Raw genomic sequence first — 23410 nt, forward strand, 5'->3', positions numbered from 1 at the left:
CCATGAGACGCGCGTACGCGATCCTCCTCGCCCTCTGCCTGGCACTGGCCGCGGCGCTGGCCACGGCCGGCCCCGCGCAGGCGGCGCCGCAGACCATCACCAACGGCACGCAGTTCACCGACACCTCGGGCAACCCCGTGCACGCCCACGGCGGCGGAGTCATCAAGGTCGGCTCCTACTACTACTGGTTCGGCGAGAACCGCAACGCCGACAACACCTTCCGGTACGTGGACGCCTACCGTTCCACGGACCTGAAGAACTGGGAGTTCCGCAACCACGTCCTGACCCAGTCCAGCGCCTCCGAGCTGGCCACGGCCAACATCGAGCGCCCGAAGGTCATGTACAACGCGTCCACCGGCAAGTTCGTGATGTGGATGCACAAGGAGAACGGCACCGACTACAGCGAGGCCCGCGCCGCCGTCGCCGTCTCCGACACCGTCGACGGCAACTACACCTGGCAGGGCAGCTTCCGCCCGCTCGGCCAGCACATGTCCCGTGACATCACGGTCTTCGTGGACACCGACGGCGCCGGCTACATGATCTCCGCGGCCCGCGAGAACTACGACCTGCAGATCTACCGGCTCAACCCCGACTACACCGGCATCGCGAGCCTCGTCGCCGACCCGTGGCACGGCGGCCACCGCGAGGCCCCGGCCCTGTTCAAGCGGAACGGCGTCTACTTCATGCTGACCTCGGGCGCGACCGGCTGGAACCCCAACCAGCAGCAGTACGCCACCGCCACCAACATCGCGGGCCCCTGGACCGCCATGACCAACGTCGGCGACTCGACGACGTTCGGCTCACAGACCGCGTACGTCCTTCCCGTGCAGGGCAGTTCGGGCACCTCGTACCTCTACATGGGCGACCGCTGGGGCAACTCCTTCGGCGGCACCGTCAACGACTCCCGTTACGTGTGGCTGCCGCTGTCCTTCCCGACCTCGACGACGATGTCCATGTCCTGGTCGCCGGAGGTCACCATCGACACGGCCGCGGGCACGATCAGCGGCACGTCCGCCACCTACAACACGCTGATCGCCCGCCACTCCTCCAAGTGCGCCGACGTCACCAGCCAGTCCCTGTGGGCGGGCGCCCAGATCAAGCAGTACACGTGCAACGGCGGCAACAACCAGAAGTACTGGTTCAAGTCCGTCGGCAGCGGCTACTACCAGCTGATGGTGCGGGGCAGCTCGCTGTGCGTGCAGGAGAACGCCACCAACGTCACCCAGCAGAACTGCAACTCCTCGGCGACGAACCAGCAGTGGTCCCTCACCACCACCGGCTCCTACCTGAACGTCAAGTCCCGCGCGACAGGGAAGTGCCTGGACGTGAACGGCGCGTCCACCGCCGACTCGGCCGCCGTCATCACGTACGCGTGCAACGGCGGCACGAACCAGCAGTGGACACGGGGGACGTGACCCTTCGTGAGGTGGTCAGGCGAGCAGGTCGATCGCGTCGACCGCCGTGCCCGCGCTGAGGAAGCCGGTCGTCCCCGACCCGCTCACTACGTCGATCCGGAGCACGTTGTACTGGCCGGTGTCCGTCTTCCAGGCGGACGCCGGGACGCTGTAGGTGAACGTGTGGTTGTTGCCGCGGTAGGAACCGTTGGTCAGCGACCGGGTGTTCGGCTGGGTGGGCGGCGAGGGGATGGCCGACGTCCAGGTGTCGTTGACCGTGACCCGCGGGCGGCCGTTCGCGTACGCCGTCGTCACCCCGATGCGCAGGGTGTGCGCGGCGGCCGCCTGGGCCGCGGTCAGCCTGAAGTACACGAGGATGCCGCTGTTGACGTCCTTCCAGAGGTAGCAGGGGAAGGACGCCGTCTCGTTGTTGCCGATCACCACGTTGCCGGTCCAGGACGCGGCGCGGACATCGGACGGGTGGGCGTACGTCATCAGGTCGGCGTTCTTGAACCCACGGGGTGTGCCGTCCCAGGTGCCGATGCGCCAGATCGCGTTCGCGTTGGCGGGGTCGTTGGAGGAGGGGATCGCGATCGAGTTCAGCGTCGTCGTCCCGCCCGCCGTCACCGTCACCGTCTGGGTGTGCACGGCCAGTTCACGCTTGAAGACCGTCAGCGTGTACGTCCCCGGAAGGATCCCGGAGATCGAGAAGTAGCCGTCGGACGCCCGCGCCGAACCCCAGTACTGCGCCGCGGAGTTGGCGAGCCCGACCGTGTACGGGTACGCCGTGTCGCGCCCGGTGATGCCGACGCCCGCGACCCGGCCCCGGCCGCTCGCGCCGACGTACCCGGAGATGCCGAGCGAGTCCGCCCACGAGGTGGTCAGCGTGCCCGGGAACAGCGACGAGGAGGGTGCGCCGCCGTCCGTGAAGGCGATGACGTACGGGCCCTGGAGGCCGAAGCGCTGGGCCTCGGTCTGGTTCTGGCCGTAGTAGAGGATCTCGTACAGGCCGCCGCCGTCCGCGCTCTGGTGCCGCAGCAGGGAGCGGTAGAACGGGCCGCCGGACGCCTTCTCGTGGTTGCTGCGCACGATCCACAGTCCGACGCCGCCGCTGCTCCAGCCGATGTAGTCGTAGTCCATCACACGGAGCTTCGAGTAGTGCTTCGAGCGGGTCTGGCCGTCGGACTTCGCGAACACGTCCGAGGCCTCGATGGTGCTGTTCGTGTACGTGTAGGAGTCGGGCTCGTCGTTGAGGAACAGGCCCTTCCTGACGCGCACGATGTAACGGGTCGCGGAGACGGAGGAGTCGGCCTTGTTGGTCCACAGGTAGACGTTGTTCTCGCCGCTGCGGGCGGCGTAGTAGTGCCTCAGCGTGCCGTACGCGACGCTCACCAGGATCGTCGAGCCGGACTGCCTGACGGTGACGGTCGAGCTGCCGAGGCCGGACTCGATGTGCGAGTTCATGCCGCCGTAGCCCTGGTACTCCGTGCCCCGGTAGACGAGCGAGGTCAGGTCGCCGTTGGACTTGCCGACCTTGAAGACGAGGTTGGCGCCGGTGTCGATCACGTAGTTCGAGCCGTCGTCGGTGTAGCCGAAGCCCGCGGCCCGCGCGGTGCCGGACAGCGGGCCGGCGAGGGCCGCGCCCGCGGCGCTCGCGCTCGCGCCGAGGACGAAGCCGCGGCGGCCGAGGGGTCTGCCGGAGTGGGGGTGGCTGGACATGTGAGGTCTCCTCCGGAGGCGTGTGTGTGGGGGAGGGGGGGAGTGCGGGTGATCGGAAGGGTGACAGTTGAATCGATTTCGCGAAAGGGCTTTCACGCTGAGGAAGTTGGCTGTGGTGTGAAAAACCGCCGACATCTAGAAAGCGCTTGTCAGACGCGGTACGGTCCAGCGGCCAGGCCTTGTCGTTCGTCCGAGGAGCCGCAATGAGACGTTTCACCGTCGCCGCGCTGACCGCGGCGACCCTGGGCGCCGCCCTGTCGGCCGTACCGGCGCAGGCGCATCAGGGGCGCCCGGGACTGGGTCCGGGGCTGGGTCTGGAGAACTGCACCGCGGCCGCCTGCCACTTCGACGTGGCGCCCGGTACGTACGACGTGACGGTTCTCCTCGGCGGTGACGGCGCGGCGAGCACGAGCATCGGCGGTGAGACCCGGCGCTCGCTCCTGCCGGAGACGGCCACGGCGGCGGGGCAGCGGGTGGCCCGCAGCTTCACCGTCAACGTCCGCACTCCCGAGGGCGAGCCGACCGGCACCGAGGGAACGCCCGGCCTGGACCTCGTGCTCGGCGGCTCGGCGCCCGCGCTCGCGGACATCCGCGTGAGCCCGGCCCGGCACGCCCGGCAGATCCTCCTCGTCGGCGACTCCACGGTGTGCGACCAGCCCGGCGACCCGTACTCCGGCTGGGGCCAGCAGCTCCCGCGGTACCTCCGCAAGGGCGTGTCCGTCACCAACTACGCCGACTCCGGCGAGAGCACGGTGTCCTACCTCGCGAGCCCCCAGCTGTGGGGCACCGTCCAGCCGCTGATCCGCCGCGGTGACCTCGTCCTCATCCAGCTCGCCCACAACGACAAGCAGACCGACGAGGCCACATACCGGGCGAACCTGGAGACACTGGTGGCGGGTGTCCGCGAGAAGGGCGGGAAACCGGTCCTGGTTACCCCGATCGTCCGCCGGTGGTTCAACGCGGACGGCACACTGAACAACAACACCGCGCTGCTCGTGAACGGCCTCGGCGTGGACCACCCGGCGGTCACCCGCTCGGTCGCGGCGGACAGGGACGTCCCCCTGATCGATCTGACGGCGAAGACGAAGGCCCTCGTCGAATCGCTGGGTGTGGAGGCGTCCAAGTCGGTGTACTTGTACAACGAGAAGCGCGACAACACGCACACCTCCGTCCACGGCGCGACGGTCTACGCGGGCCTCGTCCGCGACGAACTCGTCGCCCAGCACCTGGTGCCGGAGGGCAGGGTGCGGATGTGATGAGCCCCTGGGGCGCCTCGACCGGAACCGGGGCGCCCCAGGCCTTTGCGCTCCGCTGGTTGGGCCGGCTTTCAAAGTGCGCGTTCGTTGTGGCTGGTCGCGCCCACGCGGCGGAGCCGCATATTGACACAGCCCCGCGCCCCTGATGGGGCGCGCTGTACCGCACCGGATCTTTCCAGCTCGCCTGCCGTGAACTGACGAACTTCAGGAAGCCCTCGATGCCTTCTGCGCCCGACGAAGACCGCGCCCTCAGCCCCCACACCGGCTACACCCGCGCCCACTGGGAGGCCGCCGCCGACTCGCTGCTCGCCGCGGTGGAGCCGTACGCGAGCGCCGACGGCGCCCTGTACCACCTGCCCGGCGACCGCACGAGCTGGTCCGGGCGGCTCTCCGACGGGCTGGAGGGGTATGCCCGTACGCTGCTGCTGGCGGCCTTCCGGCGGGACGAGAAGGCGCTCCAGCGGTACGGGGACGGTCTCGCGGCCGGAGTGTCGGGCGTCTGGCCGCGCATCGAGGACCGCCGCCAGCCTCTGGTGGAAGCGGCGTCGATCGCGCTCGCGCTGCGGCTCACCCGCCCCCTGCTGTGGGACCGGCTCGACGACGCCGTACGGCAGCGCGCGGCGGCCTGGCTCGGTGACGCTCTCACGGCCGAGGCCTGGCCCTGCAACTGGGAGCTGTTCCCGGTGACGGTCGGCGGGTTCCTCGCCGAGGTCGGCCACGAGGCGGAGGCGTCCCGGCGGGCGATCGACCGCGGCCTGGAACGCATCGAGCAGTGGTACCTCGGCGACGGCTGGTACACCGACGGCGACGGCCGGAAGTTCGACTACTACAACGGCTGGGCGATGCACCTGTACCCGGTGCTGCACGCCTGGCTGGAGGAGGACGAACGGCTGCTGGACCTCTACGGCGACCGTCTCTCGACCCACCTCGCGGACTACGCCCACCTGTTCGGCGGCGACGGCGCCCCCATGCACCAGGGCCGCTCCCTGACGTACCGCTTCGCGACCACCGCGCCCCTGTGGCTGGGCGCCCTCACGGGCCGTACGCCGCTGCCGCCGGGGCAGACGCGTCGGCTGGCGTCGGGCGCGCTGAGGTACTTCCTCGACCGCGGCGCCGTGGACGACCGCGGCCTGCTCACACTGGGCTGGCACGGACCCGACCCGGCCGTGCTGCAGGGTTATTCGGGCCCCGCCTCCCCGTACTGGGCGAGCAAGGGCTTCCTCGGCCTGCTGCTGCCGCCGGACCACGAGGTGTGGACCGCGCGGGAGGAGCCAGGACCGGTGGAGCGGACGGACACGGTGCGGCCCGTGGGCCCGCCCAACTGGCTCCTGCAGTCGACCCGTTCGGACGGTCTGGTCCGCCTCCACAACCACGGCAGCGAGGACGTCCGCTACGACCCCTACTACACGCGGCTCGCGTACTCGACGGTGACGCAGCCGTCGGCGGCGTACGACAACAGCGTGATCGTGGGCGACGACCCGAGCCGCACCGGTATCGAGCCGCTGGGGGTGGGCGAGGGCTGGGCGGCCTCGCGCCACACGGCGGCGTCCGGCGCCCGCGTCACGAGTCTCGTGCTGGTCGAGGGCGCGGCGGAGGTACGGGCGTTCCGTGTGTCGGGAGCGCCCGAGGGTACCTCGGTGCGGATCACGGGATGGGCGGCGAGGGACGGCGTACGGGCCGAACTCCGGCCCGTCCACGGCCTGTCGGACTCGCCGGAGGGTCCGGCTGGTGTCACCACGGCCGACGGCACGCTCTTCGTGGCCCTCGCCCGCCTGACCGGCGAGCCGGGCCCCGCGCCCCTGGAGGAGCTCGTCTCCGTGCGCGTGGACGGGACGGACGAGATGCACGTCCGCTGGAGCAGTGGCGCCGAGGCGCGGGCCCGGCTGGAGGACGGGACGGTCGTGGTCGGGGGCGTCCGAACCTCAGGGCGTGGGGCGGGCGATCCGCAGTGACGTGGCGGTCGGGGACGGCCCCGTGAGGGGAGCCGTGCAGGCCGGGGTGACCGGGACGTACGCCCGGGTGAGCGTTCCGTCCTTGAGCACCGCGACGTCCCCGGTGAGGCGCGCCACGACGACCTTGTCGGCGCCTTGGACCTCGCCGTTCCAGTCGACGAGACGGAAGTGGGTGCCGGTGAAGGTGCCCGTGCAGGTTCCGCTCGCGCACGTCGCGTTCTTCAGCGACTCCCAGGAGACGAGGAGCCGGTCCTTGCCGTACGGGGCGACGCGGACGTTGACGTGCTCCGTGCCCTTGGCGCTGGTCAGGCAGACCGGCTTGCCCGCGGGGGTGCCGCGGTTCCTGAGGAAGGCGACCGCCACCTGGGTACGCCACCGCCTTCGCCTCGCGGGGCGCACTGCACCCCCAGCCCCAGCCGCCGCCGACGGGGCCTGCCCCGGGGTGGGACGGCGCTGCGGGGGCGACGGGAGTAAGGTCGATGGGACGGCCGTTCGTGGCCGGCGTCCCGGGCGCCGTGTCCCGGCAGAGCAGGCCGGACGAGAGACGATGCAGACGTTCCTGCCCTATCCCGACTTCGCCCGCAGCGCCCGCGCCCTCGACGCGCGGCGCCTCGGGAAGCAGCGGGTGGAGGCCCTGCAGGTGCTCAGGGCGCTGACCGTGCCCGGCTACGGGTGGGCCCGTCACCCGGCTGTCCGCATGTGGGCGGGGTACGAGGAGGCACTCGTCCGGTACGCCCTGGAGGTCTGCCACCGGTGGCGCGGCGGTGGGCGCGCCGACACCTGCGAGGCGACACTCCTGGCGGACCTGCGGGCGGCGACCGGCATCACGAGGCCACGCTCGCAACGGGAGCTCGCAGCGGCGGGCGCGCTGCCGCCGTGGCTCGGGAACCGGGCGTTCCACCGCAGTCACCAGTCAGCGCTCGTCCGCAAGGACCCCGGTCATTACGCCGCGATGTTCGCCGGGGTGCCGGCGGACCTCCCCTACCTCTGGCCGACGTCCGACCGCGAGAGCGTCCGCGCCAGCCGGTCCGCGAACGAGACAGGGTGAGTGAGCGCTCCGACGTGGCCTCCGGGGAACTCCACGACGGCACCGCCGGTGCGTTCGGCGACGGACTCGGCGGTCCGGCGGGGGAGCAGGCCCTGTGAGTCCTCCCCGACGGCGACGGTGAGGCGGGCGGAGAGCGCCGCGAGGGCGGGCAGGTCCGGCGGGTGGGAGGTGAAGGGGCGCAGGACCCGGGAGAGGAAGAGATCCAGAGGAGTGGCGGGGCCGTCGTCGACGCGTTCCGGGACCTCGTCCGGGGGTGCCTCCCAGGGGCGCCCTTCCAGGGCGGCGCCGAGCCGGTCCACCGCCGCCCGCGTTCCCAGCCTGTGGTACGTCTCGTACACCTCGGCGAAGGCCGCCCGGTGCCGGGCGGCGTCGGGGAGGGCCTCGACGCAGGGCGGCTCGTGCGCGACGACGTGCCGCAGCCGCTCCGGGTGGCGGGCGAGCAGGTCGAGAACGGCGATCCCGCCGGAACTGCTGCCGAAGGCATACGCGGACGCGCCGTCCGGCAGCACCGCGTCGAGCACGCGCCGTGCCCCGTCGCTCCACGCCTGAACCCGCTGGTCCCCGGCGGGCTCGTCGGCGCACCCGTGCGCGAGGCCCATCGGGTCGTACGTCACGACGGTGAACCGTTCGGCGAGCCACCCCACGAACGCGTCGAGCCCCATGGGGTGCCCCGCGCCTCCGGGGACGACGAGCAGCACGGGTCCGCCGCCGCACACGTCGAAGTGCGGGTCACTCATCGTTCTTCTCCTGGTTCTCGTCCTGCTGGTCGCGGTGGGGCCAGTGCTCCAGTGCCACGTGCAGGGCGGCGACGGCCTGCTCCCAGGACGCCTGTACGTCACGGGGGGCGCCGAAGCCGCCGGAGGCCTCCAGGGCGCAGTAGCCGTGGAAGGTGCTGCGCAGCAGGCGAACGGCGTCGGTGAGGTCGGGCTCGTCGAGGCCGTAGGCGCGCAGCATGCCGTAGGTGATCTCGGCGGTGCGGCGGAGGTTGGGCGAGTCGGCGACCAGGGCCTGGTCGATCCGGATCTGGGTCGCGGCGTAGCGCCCCGGGCACTCCAGGGCGTACTCCCGGTAGGCGCCGGCGAACGCGGCCAGGGCGTCCTTTCCGGCGCGTCCGGCCACCGCCGCGGCGATACGGTCGATCATCTCGCCCCCGGCCAGGAAGGCCACCCGTGTGCGCAGCTCCCGCAGGTTCCTGACGTGCGCGTACAGGCTCGCGTCCTTCACCCCGAACCGTCGCGCCAGTGCGGACAGCGTGACGTTGTCGAACCCGACCTCGTCCGCGAGATCGGCGGCGGCCTCCACGAGCCGCTCGGTCGTGAGCCCGGCACGGGCCATGGCGGCCCCCCTTCCGTCCCTTCCGGAGCTGCGTCTCCGGGACATAACCTAGGCCCCCTAGGTTATAGCCTGGGGGGCCTAGCCGGGTATGGGGGTCCCGGTCAGCGGATCGGCGCGTACAGCACTCCCAGCTTGTCGATCTCGTCGCCCGCGCGGCCCGTGAAGCCGACGATCTGCCAGCCGGAGGGGGCGGTGAAGGTCTTCGTGTCGGACGTCGCCGTACCGGAGGAGAGGGAACGGCCCCTGTCCGTCGTGAAGGCCGCCGAGAAGACCCTTGTCCGACCGTCCTTCTGACCCTGCGTCAGCTTCACCGAGGTCAGGTGCTCCCCCGAGGCGAGGGTCAGCGAGGTGGCCGTGCCGCCGGTGCCGCCGTGGGCCAGGACCGTGCCGTCGTCGTGCCTCAGTGACACCGCGTCCAGGCGCGAGGCGCCGCGCAGGGTGAGGGTGCGCGGCGACACGGCGGAGGGCAGGTCGTCCGCGTCGTTGAACGCCGTGCCGTGCGGGCCGCCGATGAAGTCGCTCGCGCGCAGGGAGGAATTGCGGGTGTAGGAGAAGTCGACAGCGTGCGGGAAGTGGTCGGAGAGGTGCTTGCCGTCGGAGCGCAGGAACGACTTCCAGTCGTTGTTGTAGCGGGTGGCGGTGAGGCTGACCAGGTCGCTGCCGCGGTAGAGGACCTTGTCGACGACCTCGCACTCGTTCGTCGGGGCCGCCGCGTCGCAGACGAGCGCGTCACTGCCCTGGGCCGGGGGCGTGCCGCCCCTCACCAGCTTGACCCACGGGTCCGTGAGGCCGTTCTCGTTCACGAGCGTGCGGATGTTGTCGCCGGCGCGCGTGTAGCGGGTGTTGGTGTCGCCCATGACGATCACGGCGTTGCCCGCGGAGTTCGCCTGGATGAAGTCCGACAGTTGCTCGACGTTGGCGCGCCGGGCGGCGAGGGCGGCGTCGTCCGAGTCCGCGTTGGTGTGCACGTTGTAGAGGTCGACGAAGACGCCCTCGGCGAGGCGGACCCGGGCGAGGGTGAACCCCTTGGGCGTCAGGCAGTTCGTCCCCGTGCAGTCCTTCCACTTGACCCGCTGGAAGTCCTCGAAGGAGTAGTCCGAGAGTGTGTTGAGTCCGTCGCCGAACCCGGCTCCGCCGCTGGTCGCCGTGCGGTACGGGTGCGCGTCGTTCGCGTACAGCGACGCGTGGTAGTTGAAGTCCTCCTGCACGTTCACGATGTCGTACGGTCCCAGCCGCTGGCCGATCAGCGGGGTGTTGGTCTCCGGGTCGCTGTCGCCGAGGCCGAGGGGGAGCCCCGCGACGTTGTACGTGAGGACGTTGAACGTGCCGGAGTCGGCGGCGGCCGCGGGCTTCGAGCCGGCGGTGGCGAGGCCCGTGACCGCCAGCGCACCGGCCGCCAGGGCACCGATGAGTCTTCTCATGGGGGGTGTCTCCTGAAGGAGAGGGAGGGAACGGAGGGAAAAGGTGAGCGACACTCAGGTTGACCCGAACAGTGTGGCGCACGAGGTCAGTTGAGAGAACAGAGAAGAGAGAGGAAAGGAACTCTTCGAGGCTCCGGGCGTCGCGGCGTACGCCGAAGGGGCGGCCGAGGCGCGGTCGAGGGAGAGGACGGCCGGCATCGGGGTGGTCGCACGATCGGGACCGCAGCCATCGGCTGAGACGGTGAGGTGGTACGGAAGCGCCCCCGAGGAGCAGCCCGCGACCCATCACGGCCGAATGCCCGATTTGCGAGCTCGATCGGTGTCCGGGCCCGCGCTGTGCAACCATGCCTCACCCTCGTGAGTCATGGGGGGCGGAGAGCCGCTTCATCTGCTCTGCGGCTTGTGTGTCGATCCGGACCGAATATCGGAGCGTTTGAATTGATGACCCTTGAGAAGGACAGGCGTGTCCGCCGGGGTGCGGGCGCACGAAGATCCCGTGCCCTGACGGTGCGCAGGGCCGCGGCCATAGCCGTGACGGCGGGCACCGTGCTGCTGGCCACCCCCGTGGTCTCGCCCGCGTACGCGGCCACCGCGCCCACGGTCAGCGCCAAGGGCGCCTTCCTGCTGGACAAGGCGACCGGCACCAGGCTGATGAGCAAGTACGCGGACACCAAGCGGCAGATGGCCAGCACCACGAAGATCATGACCGCCCGCGTGGTCCTCAGCCAGCCCGGGCTCGACCTCGACCGCAAGGTCACCGTCCGGCAGGCCTACCGCGACTACGTCACCGCCCAGGGCGCGAGCACCGCCGACCTGAGGACCGGCGACCGCGTCACCGTCCGGCAGCTGCTGTACGCGATGATGCTGCCCTCGGGATGCGACGCCGCGTACGCGCTCGCCGACACCTTCGGCACCGGCGACACCCGTGCCGCGCGGGTGAAGTCGTTCATCGGCAAGATGAACAAGAAGGCCGACTACCTCGGGCTGACCAACACCCACTTCGACTCGTTCGACGGCATCTCCACGACCGGCTCGAACTACACGACGCCGCGTGACCTGGCGAAGCTCGCCCGCAGCGCGATGGGGTACTCGACCTTCCGCACCGTCGTCAAGACGCAGAAGACCGTGCAGTACGCCCCCACCAGCACCGGCGGCACCCGCACCTACACCTGGTACAACACCAACAAACTGCTCGGCTCCTACTCCGGTGCCATCGGCATCAAGACCGGCACCGGCACGGCCGCGGGGCCGTGTCTCGTCTTCGCCGCCACCCGTGGCGACAAGACCCTCATCGGTGTCATCCTGAACAGCACCGACCGCTACAACGACGCCGCGAGGATGCTGGACTACGGCTTCGGCACCAACACCGCGTCGACCATGAAGCTGCGCTCGCTGCCCGCGGGTGCCCAGCAGGACTGACCGGGGCGACCCACCGGGGCCCGGAACCGGCGACGCCGGTCCCGGGCCCCGGCCGTGTCCGCGCCCGGTGCGGCGAGCGGGAGCACCTCCCCGAACGTCACCCGTTCACCCCCGCATAGTGTCCGAGACTCCACCGCCACAACAGCCGGGACCCGAGGTACGCCAGCACCCCCACCAGCGGCGACACCGCCGCCAGCCAGAACGGCACACCCGTGTCGTGGCCGTGGCCGGTGAGCACCGCGGCCGGGAAGTACGCGACGAACGCGAGCGGAAGCCCGTACGTCAGGAAGCCGCCCACCGCCTTGGGCAGGACGTTCAGCGGATAGCTGCCGAACGTGCCGAGCAGTTCCTCCAGCCAGCGGCTCCAGTAGTCGGCGGCCGGGAAGCGCAGGGCGGCCGAGGCCACCACGGTGAACAGGGCCGCCTCCAGGAGCATGCCGCCGACGACCGCGGCGACCAGGTAGGAGATCCGGCCCGCCGTCCAGTCCAGGTCGCTGCGGCTGAGCGCGCCCACCATGAGCCCCGCCGCCACCGTCAGGTCACCGATCGCGTTGGTGGGGAAGTAGGACAGCTGGACCTGGCGGTGCACCGGCATGGGGCGCGTCAGGTAGACGTCGATCAGCCCTTCCTGGATCTGCCGGCCGATGTAGTGCACACGCCCCAGCAGCAGGACGAACAGCCCGTGCGCGAGCATCCGCGTGGCCGGGATCAGCAGCACGTCCGAGCTGTCCCAGCCGCCCATCCCCGTGAACCGGGACAGCAGCACCGTCGCGAACACGATCACCGACACCTGCCAGACCGCGCCGATCGCGATCATCAGCAGGAACTCGGTGCGGTACTCCATCTGGGCACGGAAGTTGAGCACCGTGACACGCCATGCGATCCGGACGCCGTTCACGGTCCTCAGCCTCCCTGGGAGATGACACGGCGGGCGGCCCGCCGCCACAGGAAACGGGTGAACAGGAAGAGCAGGACGGCCCACGCGGCCTGGATCGCCAGCTGCGCGGGCGCGTCCGACAGCGGGATACGGCCGATGTAGAGGGACAGCGGCACGCTCAGCGTGGCCTGGAACGGCAGGAAGGAGCTCATCGTGATGAACCAGTCCGGGAAGAACCACAGCGGCGCGTACACCCCGGACAGCAGGTTCTGCGCGAAGATCAGGATCAGCATGGCCGAGTTGTTGCGCACCGTCCAGAAGCACAGCTGGTCGAGGACGAGCATCACGAAGTACAGGACCAGCTGGCCGAGCAGCAGGCTGAGGAGGAACACCCCCGCCACGGCGGCCGACCGGGGCGGCTCCACCACTCCGGCCGCCAGACAGACCAGATATCCGCCCAGCGCCCACGCGAACCCGTACACCTGCTCGCCGACGGTGCGCAGGGCGTGGTAGCGCTGCGGCGGCAGCGGGCGCAGGTACCAGTAGACGATCGTGCCGAAGTGCATGTGCTGCAGCACGGTGTCCCGGTTCGCGATCTGCTCCAACTCCCGCAGGCGCGAGGCGAGTACGGCCAGTACGGCGTACGTGACGGCCTGGTCCTCGTTCAGCCCGGCGGTGGTGCCGGCGGACGAGTACAGGCCGTGCCACAGGGACGCCACCAGCACCACCTGCACCGTCAGCCGGAGCAGGACGGCGGTCATCCTGGGCGGTGTGTGCAGCTCGCCGAGCGGGGTGACGCGGGTGACGCGCCAGGCGTGCGGAACGGCCATCTCAGGCCCCTTCCGCGACCGGTTCCGCGACCGCTTCCGTGACGGGCTCCGACTGGGCGTACGCGGCCCGCATCACGTCCTCCAGGTCCGCCTCGTCGATGGCGATGCCCGTCACCTCGTACCGCTCGATGACCGCCTTCAGCGCCTGGTGCACGGTGGGGGCGTCCGGCCCGTCGGGGCCGAACACGACCTGCGGCCCGTCCTTCCGCAGTACCGCGATGCCCGGCAGCGCCCCGACGCCGGCGTGCGCGTCGGCGAGCGTCGCCCGGACCTGCCAGGTCGAGCCGAACTTCCGGCGGATCTCGTCGAGTGAGCCGTCCAGCACGAGCCGCCCGTGGTTGATGAGGACGACCCGCTCCGCGAGCCGCTCGACCTCCGTCATGTCGTGCGTGGTGAGCAGCACCGTCCGGCCCCGCTCGGTCACCTGGTACCGCAGGAACTCGCGCACCTGCTCCTTGACCACCACGTCCATGCCGATGGTCGGCTCGTCGAGGAACACCACGGGCGGGTCGTGCAGCAGCGCGGCGGCCAGATCGCTGCGCACCCGTTGGCCCAGCGACAGGTGCCGGACCCGCGTGTCCCAGAAGGACGACAGATCGAGCAGTTCGTCGAACTCCCTCAGCCGCGCCGCGTGTTCGGCCTCCGGCACCGCGTAGATGTCCCGCAGGATCGCGAACGACTCCCGCACCGGCAGGTCCCACCACAACTGGGTGCGCTGCCCGAACACCGCCCCGATGTTGCGGGCGTTGCGCTCCCGCTCCTCGTACGGCACCACCCCCGCGACCCTCGCCTCGCCGGCCGTGGGCGTGAGGATGCCGGTGAGCATCTTGATGGTGGTGGACTTGCCCGCGCCGTTCGGCCCCAGCAGGGCGAGGAGTTCGCCGGGCGCGACGTCGAAGCTGATGTCGCTGACGGCGTGCTTGGCCACCCGCTCCGGATTGACGAGGGATCTGACGGCGCCCAGGAACCCGGGGCGGCGGACGGTGGTGTGGAAGGTACGGGACAGGCCTCGGACCTCGATACTTCCGGACACTTCACGAACCTCCGGGACACGTGAATCGCGGCCGACCGGTGGGGCCCGGTCGGCCGCGGAGGATCTGATTCACCTTTGCGGATCGTCGATCAGCCGGTCAACGGATTAACCGATCCTTGGGAAGGCGAAGAGAAGACGAAGGAGAACTCCGCGGGTTCGGCCCTCAGGAAGTACTGCGGCAGCGGGCCCGGACCGCACGACTGCGAGCCGATGCCCTGCTGGCCGTGGTCGAGGTTCACCCAGACCGTGTCGCCGGGAGTGAGGTCGGTCCGGTGCCGGGCGGCGTCCAACTGCTCGGTCGTCCAGCGCCGCGCGCTGAACCAGAACTCGGGGTCGCCCTCGACGCGCAGCCCGCCGAGCTCCGCCCAGCGGACGTCCGCGCGGGCGCCGTTCTCCTGCGGGCGGACGTACGGCGTCTGCAGCTCGTCCACCGAGGAGCGCCAACGGCCCAGCATCGACGCCGCCCTGGTGTCGGGGTACGCCTCGCCGGGACCGCCGCCGAACCATTCCACCCGGTCCGCCCGGGCGAGCCCGAAGCGGATGCCGAGCCTCGGCAGCGGCACCTTCCAGTCGCCCTCGGGCGCCACGGACACGGTCAGCTTCAGCCGCGCCCCGTCGGACGTCCAGCGGTACACCGTGCGCAGGCCCACCTCCCCGGCGGCGGGCGCCACCCGGGTCCGCACGGTCAGAGCGTCGTCGCCCGTCTCCACCGCGTCCAGCCGGTGCCGCATCCGGTGCAGACCGTACGTGCGCCACAGCACACCCCAGCGCGTGTCGTCCTGCCAGGACGCGCCGTCGTCGTTGTCTGTCGGCGCCCGCCACACGTCCAGGCGCAGCCCGGTCACATCGACCCCGCCGACGGACATCAGCGCGCCCGTGCGGGCGTCGAAGGCGGCCGGGCCGAGCGTGATCACCCGCTCACCGGGCACGGGAGCGGTGGAGGCGGCGACCGGCACCGGCCGGCGCCCGGTGACCGGGAGCTGGGCCCAGGCCACCACATGGTCCTTCGGCCCCCACGCCGTCTCGTCCGCCAGCAGCGCCCGTACCGTCCACTGCGCCTCGCCGCTCCCGCCGCCCGCCGGCGGCTGCGGCAGCTTCACCTCCGCCGACTCGCCCGGCGCGAGCGGGGGCACCGACAGGGCACCCGCCTCGACCGTCTCACCGTCGACCTGGTACGCCCACGCGAAGGCCAGCGCGGACAGGTCGGCGAAGTCGTACGCGTTCGTGATCCGTACGGTGCCGTCCGTACCGTCGCCGTCGATGCGGACCGGCTCGATGACCTTCTTGTACTCGACGAGCCCGGGGGAGGGCGTCCGGTCCGGGAAGATCAGTCCGTCGCAGACGAAGTTGCCGTCGTGCAGCTCCTCGCCGAAGTCGCCGCCGTACGCGTAGCCCAGCTCCGGGTGCTTGATCCCGTGGTCGATCCACTCCCAGATGAAGCCGCCCTGGAGCCGCTCGTACCTCTCGAAGATCTCCTGGTAGTCGGCGATCCCGCCGGGGCCGTTGCCCATCGCGTGCCCGTACTCGCACTGGATGAAGGGCAGTTCGCGCCGCCTCCGCGTGCCTCCGTCCAAGCCCTGCCCGATGCGCTCGACCTCGGCGTGGTCGGCGTACATCCGCGAGTAGACATCGGTGTCACGGCAGTTCCAGTCGCCCTCGTAGTGCACGAGCCGCGAGCCGTCCCGGCCGTGGATCCACTCCGCCATGGCCGTCAGACCGCGCCCGGTGCCGGCCTCGTTGCCGAGGGACCACATGACGACGGACGGGTGGTTCTTGTCGCGCTCGACCATGCGGGCCGCGCGGTCGAGCAGCGCCGGGGTCCAGCGGTCGTCGTCCACGGGGTTGTCGCGCCAGGCCTGCTCGGTGAAGCCATGGGTTTCCAGGTCGCACTCGTCGATGACCCACAGCCCGTACTCGTCGCACAGGTCGAGGAAGGCCGGGTGCGGCGGGTAGTGCGAGGTGCGTACGGCGTTGAGGTTGTGCCGCTTCATCAGCAGCACGTCCTCGCGCATGGTCTCCAGGTCCAGCGCGCGGCCCGTCTCCGGGTGCCATTCGTGCCGGTTGACGCCCTTGAACAGGATCGCCCTGCCGTTGACCTTGATGAGCCCGTCCTCGAGGACGACGGTGCGGAAACCGATCCGCAGCGGCACCCGCTCGCCCTCGGTGGCCAGCACACCGTCGTACAGGCGCGGGGTCTCCGCGGTCCACGGCTCGACCGGCACGGTCACCGGCTCGCCCGTGGCGACATCGATGTCGAGGGCGGGCACGGTGACCCGGCCGTCGACATCGGAGTCGACGCGCAGGGTCCCCTCACCCGTGACGTGGTCGTACGAGGCGTGCACGAAGAAGTCGCCCACGCTGCCCGCCGGACGGTGCAGCAGCGTCACATCACGGAAGATGCCCGGCAGCCACCACTGATCCTGGTCCTCCAGGTACGAGCCCGCCGACCACTGGTGGACCCGGACGGCGAGCACGTTCCCCTTCGGCTTCAGCAGGTGCCCGACCGTGAACTCGTGCGCCAGCCGTGAGCCCTTGAACTCACCGATGTCCGTGCCGTTGAGCCACACCCGTGCGCAGGACTCCACCCCGTCGAAACGGATCACGGCGCCGCCGTCCGCGGGCCATTCGGCGGGCAGGTCGAACACCCGCAGGTGGTCACCGGTCGGGTTCTCGGTCGGCACCCGCGGCGGGTCCACCGGGAACGGGTACAGGTGGTTGGTGTAGATCGGCGCCCCGTACGCCCCGTCGCCCTGCAGGACCCAGTGGCCGGGGACCGCCACCTCCGCCCAGTCCCCGGCGTCGTACCCCTCCGCGGCGAAGGAGTCGTCCTCGGCGTCGGCGGTCGGCGACAGACGGAAGCGCCAGGCGCCGTTCAGTGACAGGGACGTGGCGTCGGAGGACGCGTACCAGGCGCGCGGTGGCAGGGCACCGCTGCCGGGTGAGACGTCCTCGACATAGGCGACGGAAGAGGTGGGGGTGGTGCGGGAAGTCATCGGTCTCCAGGTCTTGGGAAGGATGCGTCAGCCCTTGATGCCCGTCTGCGCGATTCCTTGCACCAGCCAGCGCTGGAGGAAGAGGAACACGAACACCAGGGGCAGGATGGAAACGGCCGTGGCCATGAAGATCAGATGGAAGACGACGGTCTGGTTGGTCATGTAGCTGGAGAGCGCGACCTGGACGGTCCACGCACTCGGGTCCTGGCCGATGACCAGGGGCCACAGGAAGGCGTTCCAGCCGGCGATGAAGGTGATGGTGGCGATCGCCGCGAAGAAGTTCAGCGAGTTGGGCACCACGATGCGCCAGTACGCGCCCCAGTAGCCCAGTCCGTCCACGCGCGCCGCCTCCTCCAGCTCCTTGGGGAACCCCAGGAAGTACTGCCGGAACAGGAAGCAGGTGAAACCACTGAAGAGGCCCGGAATGATGAGACCTCGGTAACTGTCCACCCAGCCGAGCGACGACACCAGCACGAAGCTCGGGACGAAGGTCACGGCGGTCGGGACCATCAGGGTTCCCAGGACGGCGTAGAAGACCTTGTTGGCGTGCTTGTACGGGATGCGGGCCAGACCGTAGCCGGCGAGGGAACACACCAGCAGGACGCCGACGGTGTGCAGGGTGGCCACGACCGTGGAGTTCCACAGCGACTGGGCGAAGGGGACGGTCTCGTCGGTGAACAGTTCGCTGATGTTGCCCCACTGGATGTCCGTGGGGAAGAACTTCCAGGTCTCGCCGGTGATCTCGGCGTCGGTGGACAGGGCGTTGCGGACGAGAATGTAGAACGGCACCAGGAAGAGGAAGGCGGCGACGCCCACGGAGATGTAGAGGCCGGTGGAGCTCATCACGCCGCCACCGCGCCTGACGCGGCGGGGCTTGCCCGCTGTCGGCGCGGACTTCGGCACCTCGGGCATGGTGGTGGTCACTTGGACTCGTCCCCCCTTCCGAAGCCCATGAGCTTGCCCTGCAGCAGGGTCACGGCACAGATCAGGACGGTGAGGATGAGTGCCCCCGCGCTGCCGGCGCCGTAGTCCTGGCTCTCGCCCAGGGCCTTGTAGTACAGCTCCATGAGGGGCGGGCGGCCCCAGGTGGTCTTCGACAGCAGGTTGTAGAACTCGTCGAAAGCCTGGTAGGCGGCGACGAGCAGCAGCAGGATCACCGCCGTGGAGGTGGCGCGCAGCTGCGGCAGGGTGATGTGCCGGAAGGTCTGCCAGCCCGGCTTGGCGCCGTCGATGGCGGCGGCCTCGTACAGCTCGTCCGGGATGTTCTGCAGCGCCGCGATGAACAGGATCATGTAGAAGCCGGACTGCAGCCACAGTCGGGCGGTGACGATGACCAGCCAGTACCAGGGTGGGTTGGGGTCGATCAGCCAGGCGATGTTGTCGATCCCGAACCAGCCGAGGACCGTGTTCATCAGGCCGAAGCGGACGCCGCTGAAGATGGACATCTTCCAGATCAGCGAGGCTGCGACGTAGGAGACCGCGGTGGGCAGGAAGAAGACCGACCGGAAGAACGCCCGCATGAAGCGCAGCCGGTTCACCAGCAGGGCCAGGCCCAGCGACAGCGCCCAGGTGGTGGGCACGATGAAGGCGGCGAAGACGGTGAAGGTGCCGAGCGAGCCGACGAAGTCGTCGTTCGTCAGCATGTACGTGTAGTTGTCGAAGCCGACGAACTTGTCGGGCGTGACGGTGAAGCGGGCCTCGAAGAAGCTCAGCCAGAGGCTCCAGAGGATCGGCGTGTAGACGAAGATCGCCAGACCGATGAGGAACGGCCCGGTGAAGAGCCAGAAGTTGACAGTGGAGCTGCCCCGCAGACCCCGCCGCGGTTTGGCTGGTGAGGCCTTCGCCGTGGCGGGGCGCGCGAGGTCGCGCGTCGTGGAGGTCGACATGTCGTGGTCCGTCCCGCGGCCTATCCGAACAGCTTCTTGAGCTCGCGGTTGACGGCCTTGTCGCACCTGTCGAGGGCGGCCTCCGGGTCCATGCTCTTGCGCACGCAGTTGGCCCAGACGTCCTCCATGGCGGTGCGCATGGCCTGGGTCCAGCCGATGTTGTCGAAGTGCCCGAACTCGTTGAAGAGCCTGACGCCCTCAGCGGCGTTGCCCGACTTGAGCTTGGTGGCCTCCTTGGCGAGCGAGGTGCGCGGCGGGATGTGGAAGCCGTAGGAGGTGGCCCAGTCCTCCTGGTACTCCTTCTGGTCGATCCACAGCCACTTGACGTACTCCTTGGCCGCGTCGACGTTCTTGCCCTTGGCGTTGACGAACATCGACCAGCCGCCGTTGTAGACCGACTGCTTGCCGTCGTCCGTGACCTTCGGGAAGGGGAAGACGCCCCAGTCGTCGCCGAGCGCGTCCTGGATCTGCGGCATCGCCCACATACCGCAGAACTGGATGGCGCACAGGCCCTGGTTGAGCGAGGAGGGGTCCCAGGACTCGGTCGGGGCGCCGAGGAGAAGGTTGCCGCTGGTGAACAGCTTGCGCATCTTCTTCAGGCCCTCGACGACGCCGTCCGTGTGGTAGGCGATCTCGTTCTTCTCGGTGAGGTGCTGGGCGCCGGCCGACCAGATCAACGTGTCGTTGACGCTGTGCAGGTCGTTGCCCATGTACAGGCCCTTGACCTTGCCGGTGGTGAGCTTGGCGGCTGCTTCCATCAGCTCGTCGAGCGTGGTCGGCACGTCGACCTTCGCCTTCTCCAGCATCGACTTGCGGTAGAAGAAGAACTGCGGGTCGTCGATCATCCGGACGCCGTATATCTTCCCGTCGACCGTGTGCGACTTGATGTCGGCCGGGTTGAAGTCGTCCTTGACCGGCTCGATGATGTCCGTCAGGTCCGCCACCTGACCGCTCTTCACCATCTGGATCTGCGGGTGGAACTCGAAGAGATCCGGCGCGTTCTTGGTGAGCAGGGACGAGAACAGCTTGCTCTCGAAGTCCGAGCTGGTGATCCACTGCGTGGTCACGTTGGCGTCCTTGTAGGCCTTCGCGTAGCGCTTGATGGCCTGTTCGGTGCCCGCCTCGCCGTAGGCGTGGAACATCTGCACGAGGTTCTTGCCCGAACCACCGCCGCTGGGGCGGCCGGTGTTGCTGCCGCACGCGGCCAGTCCGCCGGCGGCGGCCAGGCCCATGGCGGCCCGCAGAACGGTGCGGCGGTCCCAGTTGCTGTTGCTCAATGCCGACATGCTGACGTCCTTGTCTCGAATGGTGCGGCTGCGGCTCTTGCTGCTCAGCGCCAGAGGGCTCAAAGGGAGGCGCGGAGCGGGACGTTAACCTTCGGCTAAGGCTTCGGCAAGGGGTTGAACGAAGTCTGCACGAAGCGTTGTACGCGGTTCGGGATGTCGAACGCGGCGCCGGGAGGGAGGTGGGTTCCCCGCCGTTCAGTTCCTGGAGCGGGTGGTGCGGCGGGCGGGTCGCTGGCCGCTGATCGACGACAGGGCGCCCTCCAGGGCGAAGGTCGCCGCCCCGAGGCACACCGGGTCGGTGGGGATGGGGGAGAGGACGATCCCGGTGGCCGCGAACGGGCGGCGCAGCGCGTGCCGGGCCACGGCCTCGCGCACCTCGTGCAGCAGCGGCTCGCCCAGCGTGGCCGCGACCCAGCTGCTGAGCACGACCACCTGGGGGTTGAGGAGATTGACCAGGTCCGCGATACCGGCGCCGAGGTAACGGGCCGTGTCACGGACGACCTTGAGGGCCACCGGATCCTGTGCGGCCACCCCGCGGGCGAGCGCGTCGATGGTGGCGGTCTGGTCCTCGGGGTGGAGCAGCGTGCTCTTCGGGCTCAGCTCCCGGAGGTTGAGCATGATCCCGGGCGCGCCCACGTACGTCTCCACGCAGCCGTGGTTGCCGCAGTGGCACAGCCGCCCGTCGAGCACGAGGGTCGTGTGCCCCCACTCGCCGGCGCTGTTGCTGACACCCCGGTGCAGCCCGCCGCCGAGAACCAGTCCGGCACCCACTCCGGTGCCCAGGTTGACGACCACGGCGTCCCCGTGCCCGCGGGCCGCGCCGAACCACTGCTCGGCGACCGCGCAGGCGCGCAGCGGATTGTCCAGGTACAGCGGGTAGGCGATGTGCTCGGCGAGCAGGTCGACCAGCGGTACCTCGTGCCAGTCCCAGTTCGGGGCGTACTCCGCGAACCCGGTGTCCCGGTCGACCTGCCCCGGCACGCTCACCCCGACGCCCAGCACCCGGGCGCCCTCCACTCCCGCCTGCGTGACCACCGAGCCGACGGCCGCCGCGACGTGGCCGACGACCTGCTCCGGGCGGCTCTCTCCCGGTCGCATGTCCTCGTCGGCGCGCGCCAGCACGTTCAGCCCCAGGTCGAAGAGCTCGACGCGGACGTACGTCTCCGCGATGTCCACGCCGATCAACGCGCCCCCCGACGCGTTGACGGCCACGAGTCCCCGCGGGCGCCCGCCCGCCGAGTCCTCGAACCCGACCTCCGTGATCATGCGCAGGTCGAGCAGTTCACCCACGAGGGTGGCCACCGTGGCGAGGCTCAGCCCCGTGGCGGCGGCCAGTTCCTGCCGGGACGTGGGCGACTCGGCGATGATCTGGCGCAGCACCTCGTAGCGGTTCGCGGTGCGGATGTCACGTGATGTGCGCTTCACCACCGACACGAGAGCCTCCTAGTTTCCTCCGGCCCACGCCAGGGGCGTCCCTGGGCTCCGGCGCGGCGCAAGGCTATGGCCTGCCGGGACTTTCGACAAGGGGTTAGGAAAGGGGGTTTACAAAGTACGGCGGTGGCGGGGCCGCACGTCAGCGTACAGGGCGTGAGGAACGCGCCCGGAGCCCCCGCGCGCGTCGGGCCGGGCCCGGGCGTCAGCCGCCGAGCACGTCCCGTACGAAGGCGTTCCGGAACGTGCCGTGCGGGTCCAGCTCCTCGGCCAGCGCCCGGAAGTCGTCCAGCCGCGGGTACCGCTCGCGCAGCACCTCGGACGGCGCCGTGAACACCTTGCCCCAGTGCGGTCGCGGATCGTACGGGTCCAGGGCCTCCTCGACCCGCCGCACCACGGGCAGTACGGCCGTGGTGTCGTCGATCCACGTGAAGTGCAGGGCGACCGTGTCCCGCCCGAAGGAGGGGCTCAGCCACTGGTCGTCGGCGGCCACCGTCCGCACCTCGCAGATCTGGAGCACGGGCGCGATCGAGTCCCGTACGGCGTCCAGCGCGTGGAGCGCGTCCAGGGCGTACCGCCGGGGCAGCAGGTACTCGGACTGCAGCTCGGCCCCGCTGCTCGGGGTGAACTCGGCCCGGAAGTGCGGCAGCCGCTCGTGCCACGGCCCCGGCACCCCGAACTGCCGCGTGCAGTTCTCCGCGGGCATCCCCGGCACCGGGTGCACCGCCTCGGTCGCGGGCGCCGCCCACGGGAAGTCCGGCAGCGGCTGGTCGGTGCGCCGCTTGACCCAGACGTGGTTGAAGCGCGGCCGGCGCCAGTCGGTGAACAGGCTCACGCTGTACGCCGACGCCGCCACGGCCGCGTGGTCGAGCCCGGCGAGCGGCAGGTCGACGTACACGTGCTGGCTCATCTCGAAGCCGGGCTCCAGGTCGAGGGTGAGCGCGGTGACGACACCGAGGGCGCCCAGAGACGTCACCGCCCCGCCGAAGCGAGCGTCCCCTCGCCCGATCACGACGACCTCCCCGTCCGCCGTGACCAGCTCCACCTCGCGCACGGCCGAGGCGAGCGGGCCGTTGGTGTCGCCCGAGCCGTGGGTGCCGGTCGCCACCGAACCGGCCACCGAGATGTGGGGGAGGGAGGCCATGTTCGGCAGGGCCAGACCGTGCCGGTGCACCGCGGCCGCGAGTTCCGCGTACCGGACGCCGCCCCCCACCCGGACCGTACGGGCCGCCGTGTCCACCTCCGTCATCGGCGGCAGCGCGGCCAGCGACAGCAGCACGCCCTCGCGTCCCGGATCGGCGACCTCGTTGAACGAGTGCCCGCTGCCGAGGACCCGCACCGCCCCACTGCCCGCGACCAGTGCCCGCACCCCCTCGACCGAGAGCGGCCGGTGCACCTCCTTGGCCGTGTACGTGATGTTGCCCGCCCAGTTGGTCACGGTGTCGCTCATCCCCGGTGTCCCTTCCCCGAAGTCCGGTACCGCCGCCCACGTGCGTGTACGACGGCATCCCAACCCAAGGGCACCGCGGG

General features: G+C 70.4%; 19 protein-coding genes. 5 read left to right on the forward strand and 14 right to left on the reverse strand.

The features are described 5' to 3' along the window. Positions 1-2: 2 nt before the first annotated feature. Positions 3-1415, forward strand: coding sequence for an RICIN domain-containing protein (locus ACZ49J_RS29570; protein ID WP_467453443.1), 1413 nt, complete (start codon positions 3-5; stop codon positions 1413-1415). A gap of 15 nt (positions 1416-1430) precedes the next feature. Here the strand turns inward: ACZ49J_RS29570 and ACZ49J_RS29575 are convergent, their stop codons facing one another. Continuing rightward, positions 1431-3113 (reverse strand): rhamnogalacturonan lyase B N-terminal domain-containing protein, encoded by a 1683-nt coding sequence (locus ACZ49J_RS29575; protein WP_467453442.1) that lies wholly within the window; start codon positions 3111-3113, stop codon positions 1431-1433. A gap of 203 nt (positions 3114-3316) precedes the next feature. On the opposite strand from ACZ49J_RS29575, the gene ACZ49J_RS29580 reads away from it, so the two are divergent. Both ACZ49J_RS29580 and ACZ49J_RS29585 read left to right on the forward strand, forming a co-directional pair. Beyond that, a complete protein-coding gene (locus ACZ49J_RS29580; RefSeq protein WP_467453441.1) occupies positions 3317-4369 on the forward strand; it encodes a rhamnogalacturonan acetylesterase in 1053 nt (350 codons plus the stop codon). Between the two features lie 218 nt (positions 4370-4587). Next, positions 4588-6321 carry a DUF2264 domain-containing protein gene (locus ACZ49J_RS29585; RefSeq protein ID WP_467453440.1) on the forward strand — a complete coding sequence of 578 codons (1734 nt, stop codon included), beginning with the start codon at positions 4588-4590 and terminating at the stop codon, positions 6319-6321. On the opposite strand, the gene ACZ49J_RS29590 is transcribed toward ACZ49J_RS29585, so the two are convergent. Continuing rightward, on the reverse strand, positions 6292-6684 hold the full coding sequence (locus tag ACZ49J_RS29590; protein ID WP_467453438.1) for a hypothetical protein: 393 nt from the start codon (positions 6682-6684) through the stop codon (positions 6292-6294). The genes ACZ49J_RS29585 and ACZ49J_RS29590 overlap by 30 nt on opposite strands. A 184-nt stretch (positions 6685-6868) precedes the next feature. Between ACZ49J_RS29590 and ACZ49J_RS29595 the strand changes: the two genes are divergently transcribed. Then, entirely contained in the window at positions 6869-7369 is a 501-nt protein-coding gene (locus tag ACZ49J_RS29595) for an MSMEG_6728 family protein (RefSeq protein ID WP_467453437.1), read from the forward strand. On the opposite strand, the gene ACZ49J_RS29600 is transcribed toward ACZ49J_RS29595, so the two are convergent. The 3 genes from ACZ49J_RS29600 to ACZ49J_RS29610 form a co-directional block, all read right to left on the reverse strand. Then, on the reverse strand, positions 7303-8106 hold the full coding sequence (locus ACZ49J_RS29600; protein WP_467453435.1) for an alpha/beta fold hydrolase: 804 nt from the start codon (positions 8104-8106) through the stop codon (positions 7303-7305). The genes ACZ49J_RS29595 and ACZ49J_RS29600 overlap by 67 nt on opposite strands. Beyond that, entirely contained in the window at positions 8099-8704 is a 606-nt protein-coding gene (locus ACZ49J_RS29605) for a TetR/AcrR family transcriptional regulator (RefSeq protein WP_467453433.1), read from the reverse strand. The genes ACZ49J_RS29600 and ACZ49J_RS29605 overlap by 8 nt, the downstream gene beginning before the upstream one ends. A gap of 101 nt (positions 8705-8805) precedes the next feature. Beyond that, on the reverse strand, positions 8806-10125 hold the full coding sequence (locus tag ACZ49J_RS29610) for a jacalin-like lectin (protein WP_467453432.1): 1320 nt from the start codon (positions 10123-10125) through the stop codon (positions 8806-8808). A gap of 441 nt (positions 10126-10566) precedes the next feature. Between ACZ49J_RS29610 and ACZ49J_RS29615 the strand changes: the two genes are divergently transcribed. Beyond that, the gene (locus ACZ49J_RS29615) at positions 10567-11544 is read left to right on the forward strand and encodes a D-alanyl-D-alanine carboxypeptidase family protein (protein WP_467453431.1); all 978 of its coding nucleotides are present in this window, start codon (positions 10567-10569) and stop codon (positions 11542-11544) included. Positions 11545-11641: 97 nt separating this feature from the next. Here the strand turns inward: ACZ49J_RS29615 and ACZ49J_RS29620 are convergent, their stop codons facing one another. The 9 genes from ACZ49J_RS29620 to ACZ49J_RS29660 form a co-directional block, all read right to left on the reverse strand. Further along, entirely contained in the window at positions 11642-12442 is an 801-nt protein-coding gene (locus ACZ49J_RS29620) for an ABC transporter permease (RefSeq protein WP_467453430.1), read from the reverse strand. 5 nt (positions 12443-12447) lie between these two features. After that, on the reverse strand, positions 12448-13251 hold the full coding sequence (locus ACZ49J_RS29625) for an ABC transporter permease (RefSeq protein WP_467453429.1): 804 nt from the start codon (positions 13249-13251) through the stop codon (positions 12448-12450). A gap of 1 nt (position 13252) precedes the next feature. Then, on the reverse strand, positions 13253-14284 hold the full coding sequence (locus tag ACZ49J_RS29630; RefSeq protein WP_467453428.1) for an ABC transporter ATP-binding protein: 1032 nt from the start codon (positions 14282-14284) through the stop codon (positions 13253-13255). Positions 14285-14373: 89 nt separating this feature from the next. Further along, on the reverse strand, positions 14374-17277 hold the full coding sequence (locus tag ACZ49J_RS29635; RefSeq protein WP_467453427.1) for a glycoside hydrolase family 2 TIM barrel-domain containing protein: 2904 nt from the start codon (positions 17275-17277) through the stop codon (positions 14374-14376). Positions 17278-17304: 27 nt separating this feature from the next. Then, complete coding sequence (locus tag ACZ49J_RS29640; protein ID WP_467453426.1) at positions 17305-18201, reverse strand: carbohydrate ABC transporter permease; 897 nt, start codon at positions 18199-18201, stop codon at positions 17305-17307. Beyond that, positions 18198-19163 carry a carbohydrate ABC transporter permease gene (locus tag ACZ49J_RS29645; RefSeq protein ID WP_467453425.1) on the reverse strand — a complete coding sequence of 322 codons (966 nt, stop codon included), beginning with the start codon at positions 19161-19163 and terminating at the stop codon, positions 18198-18200. Before ACZ49J_RS29645 ends, ACZ49J_RS29640 begins: the two co-directional genes overlap by 4 nt. A 20-nt stretch (positions 19164-19183) precedes the next feature. After that, complete coding sequence (locus ACZ49J_RS29650) at positions 19184-20449, reverse strand: ABC transporter substrate-binding protein (protein WP_467453423.1); 1266 nt, start codon at positions 20447-20449, stop codon at positions 19184-19186. Positions 20450-20644: 195 nt separating this feature from the next. Then, positions 20645-21874 carry an ROK family transcriptional regulator gene (locus tag ACZ49J_RS29655; RefSeq protein WP_467453422.1) on the reverse strand — a complete coding sequence of 410 codons (1230 nt, stop codon included), beginning with the start codon at positions 21872-21874 and terminating at the stop codon, positions 20645-20647. 211 nt (positions 21875-22085) lie between these two features. Beyond that, complete coding sequence (locus ACZ49J_RS29660) at positions 22086-23330, reverse strand: D-arabinono-1,4-lactone oxidase (RefSeq protein WP_467453421.1); 1245 nt, start codon at positions 23328-23330, stop codon at positions 22086-22088. Between the last annotated feature and the right edge of the window lie 80 nt (positions 23331-23410).

It is taken from the genome of Streptomyces sp. NPDC030840, assembly GCF_055572015.1.

Bases quoted from the DNA above. Each gene is read 5' to 3' on its own strand.
- ACZ49J_RS29570 (WP_467453443.1), top strand. From the start codon at position 3: ATGAGACGCGCGTACGCGATCCTCCTCGCCCTCTGCCTGGCACTGGCC.
- ACZ49J_RS29650 (WP_467453423.1), bottom strand. From the start codon at position 20,449: ATGTCGGCATTGAGCAACAGCAACTGGGACCGCCGCACCGTTCTGCGG.
- ACZ49J_RS29635 (WP_467453427.1), bottom strand. From the start codon at position 17,277: ATGACTTCCCGCACCACCCCCACCTCTTCCGTCGCCTATGTCGAGGAC.
- ACZ49J_RS29580 (WP_467453441.1), top strand. From the start codon at position 3,317: ATGAGACGTTTCACCGTCGCCGCGCTGACCGCGGCGACCCTGGGCGCC.
- ACZ49J_RS29645 (WP_467453425.1), bottom strand. From the start codon at position 19,163: ATGTCGACCTCCACGACGCGCGACCTCGCGCGCCCCGCCACGGCGAAG.
- ACZ49J_RS29585 (WP_467453440.1), top strand. From the start codon at position 4,588: ATGCCTTCTGCGCCCGACGAAGACCGCGCCCTCAGCCCCCACACCGGC.
- ACZ49J_RS29625 (WP_467453429.1), bottom strand. From the start codon at position 13,251: ATGGCCGTTCCGCACGCCTGGCGCGTCACCCGCGTCACCCCGCTCGGC.
- ACZ49J_RS29610 (WP_467453432.1), bottom strand. From the start codon at position 10,125: ATGAGAAGACTCATCGGTGCCCTGGCGGCCGGTGCGCTGGCGGTCACG.
- ACZ49J_RS29615 (WP_467453431.1), top strand. From the start codon at position 10,567: ATGACCCTTGAGAAGGACAGGCGTGTCCGCCGGGGTGCGGGCGCACGA.
- ACZ49J_RS29600 (WP_467453435.1), bottom strand. From the start codon at position 8,106: ATGAGTGACCCGCACTTCGACGTGTGCGGCGGCGGACCCGTGCTGCTC.
- ACZ49J_RS29575 (WP_467453442.1), bottom strand. From the start codon at position 3,113: ATGTCCAGCCACCCCCACTCCGGCAGACCCCTCGGCCGCCGCGGCTTC.
- ACZ49J_RS29660 (WP_467453421.1), bottom strand. From the start codon at position 23,330: ATGAGCGACACCGTGACCAACTGGGCGGGCAACATCACGTACACGGCC.
- ACZ49J_RS29605 (WP_467453433.1), bottom strand. From the start codon at position 8,704: ATGGCCCGTGCCGGGCTCACGACCGAGCGGCTCGTGGAGGCCGCCGCC.
- ACZ49J_RS29595 (WP_467453437.1), top strand. From the start codon at position 6,869: ATGCAGACGTTCCTGCCCTATCCCGACTTCGCCCGCAGCGCCCGCGCC.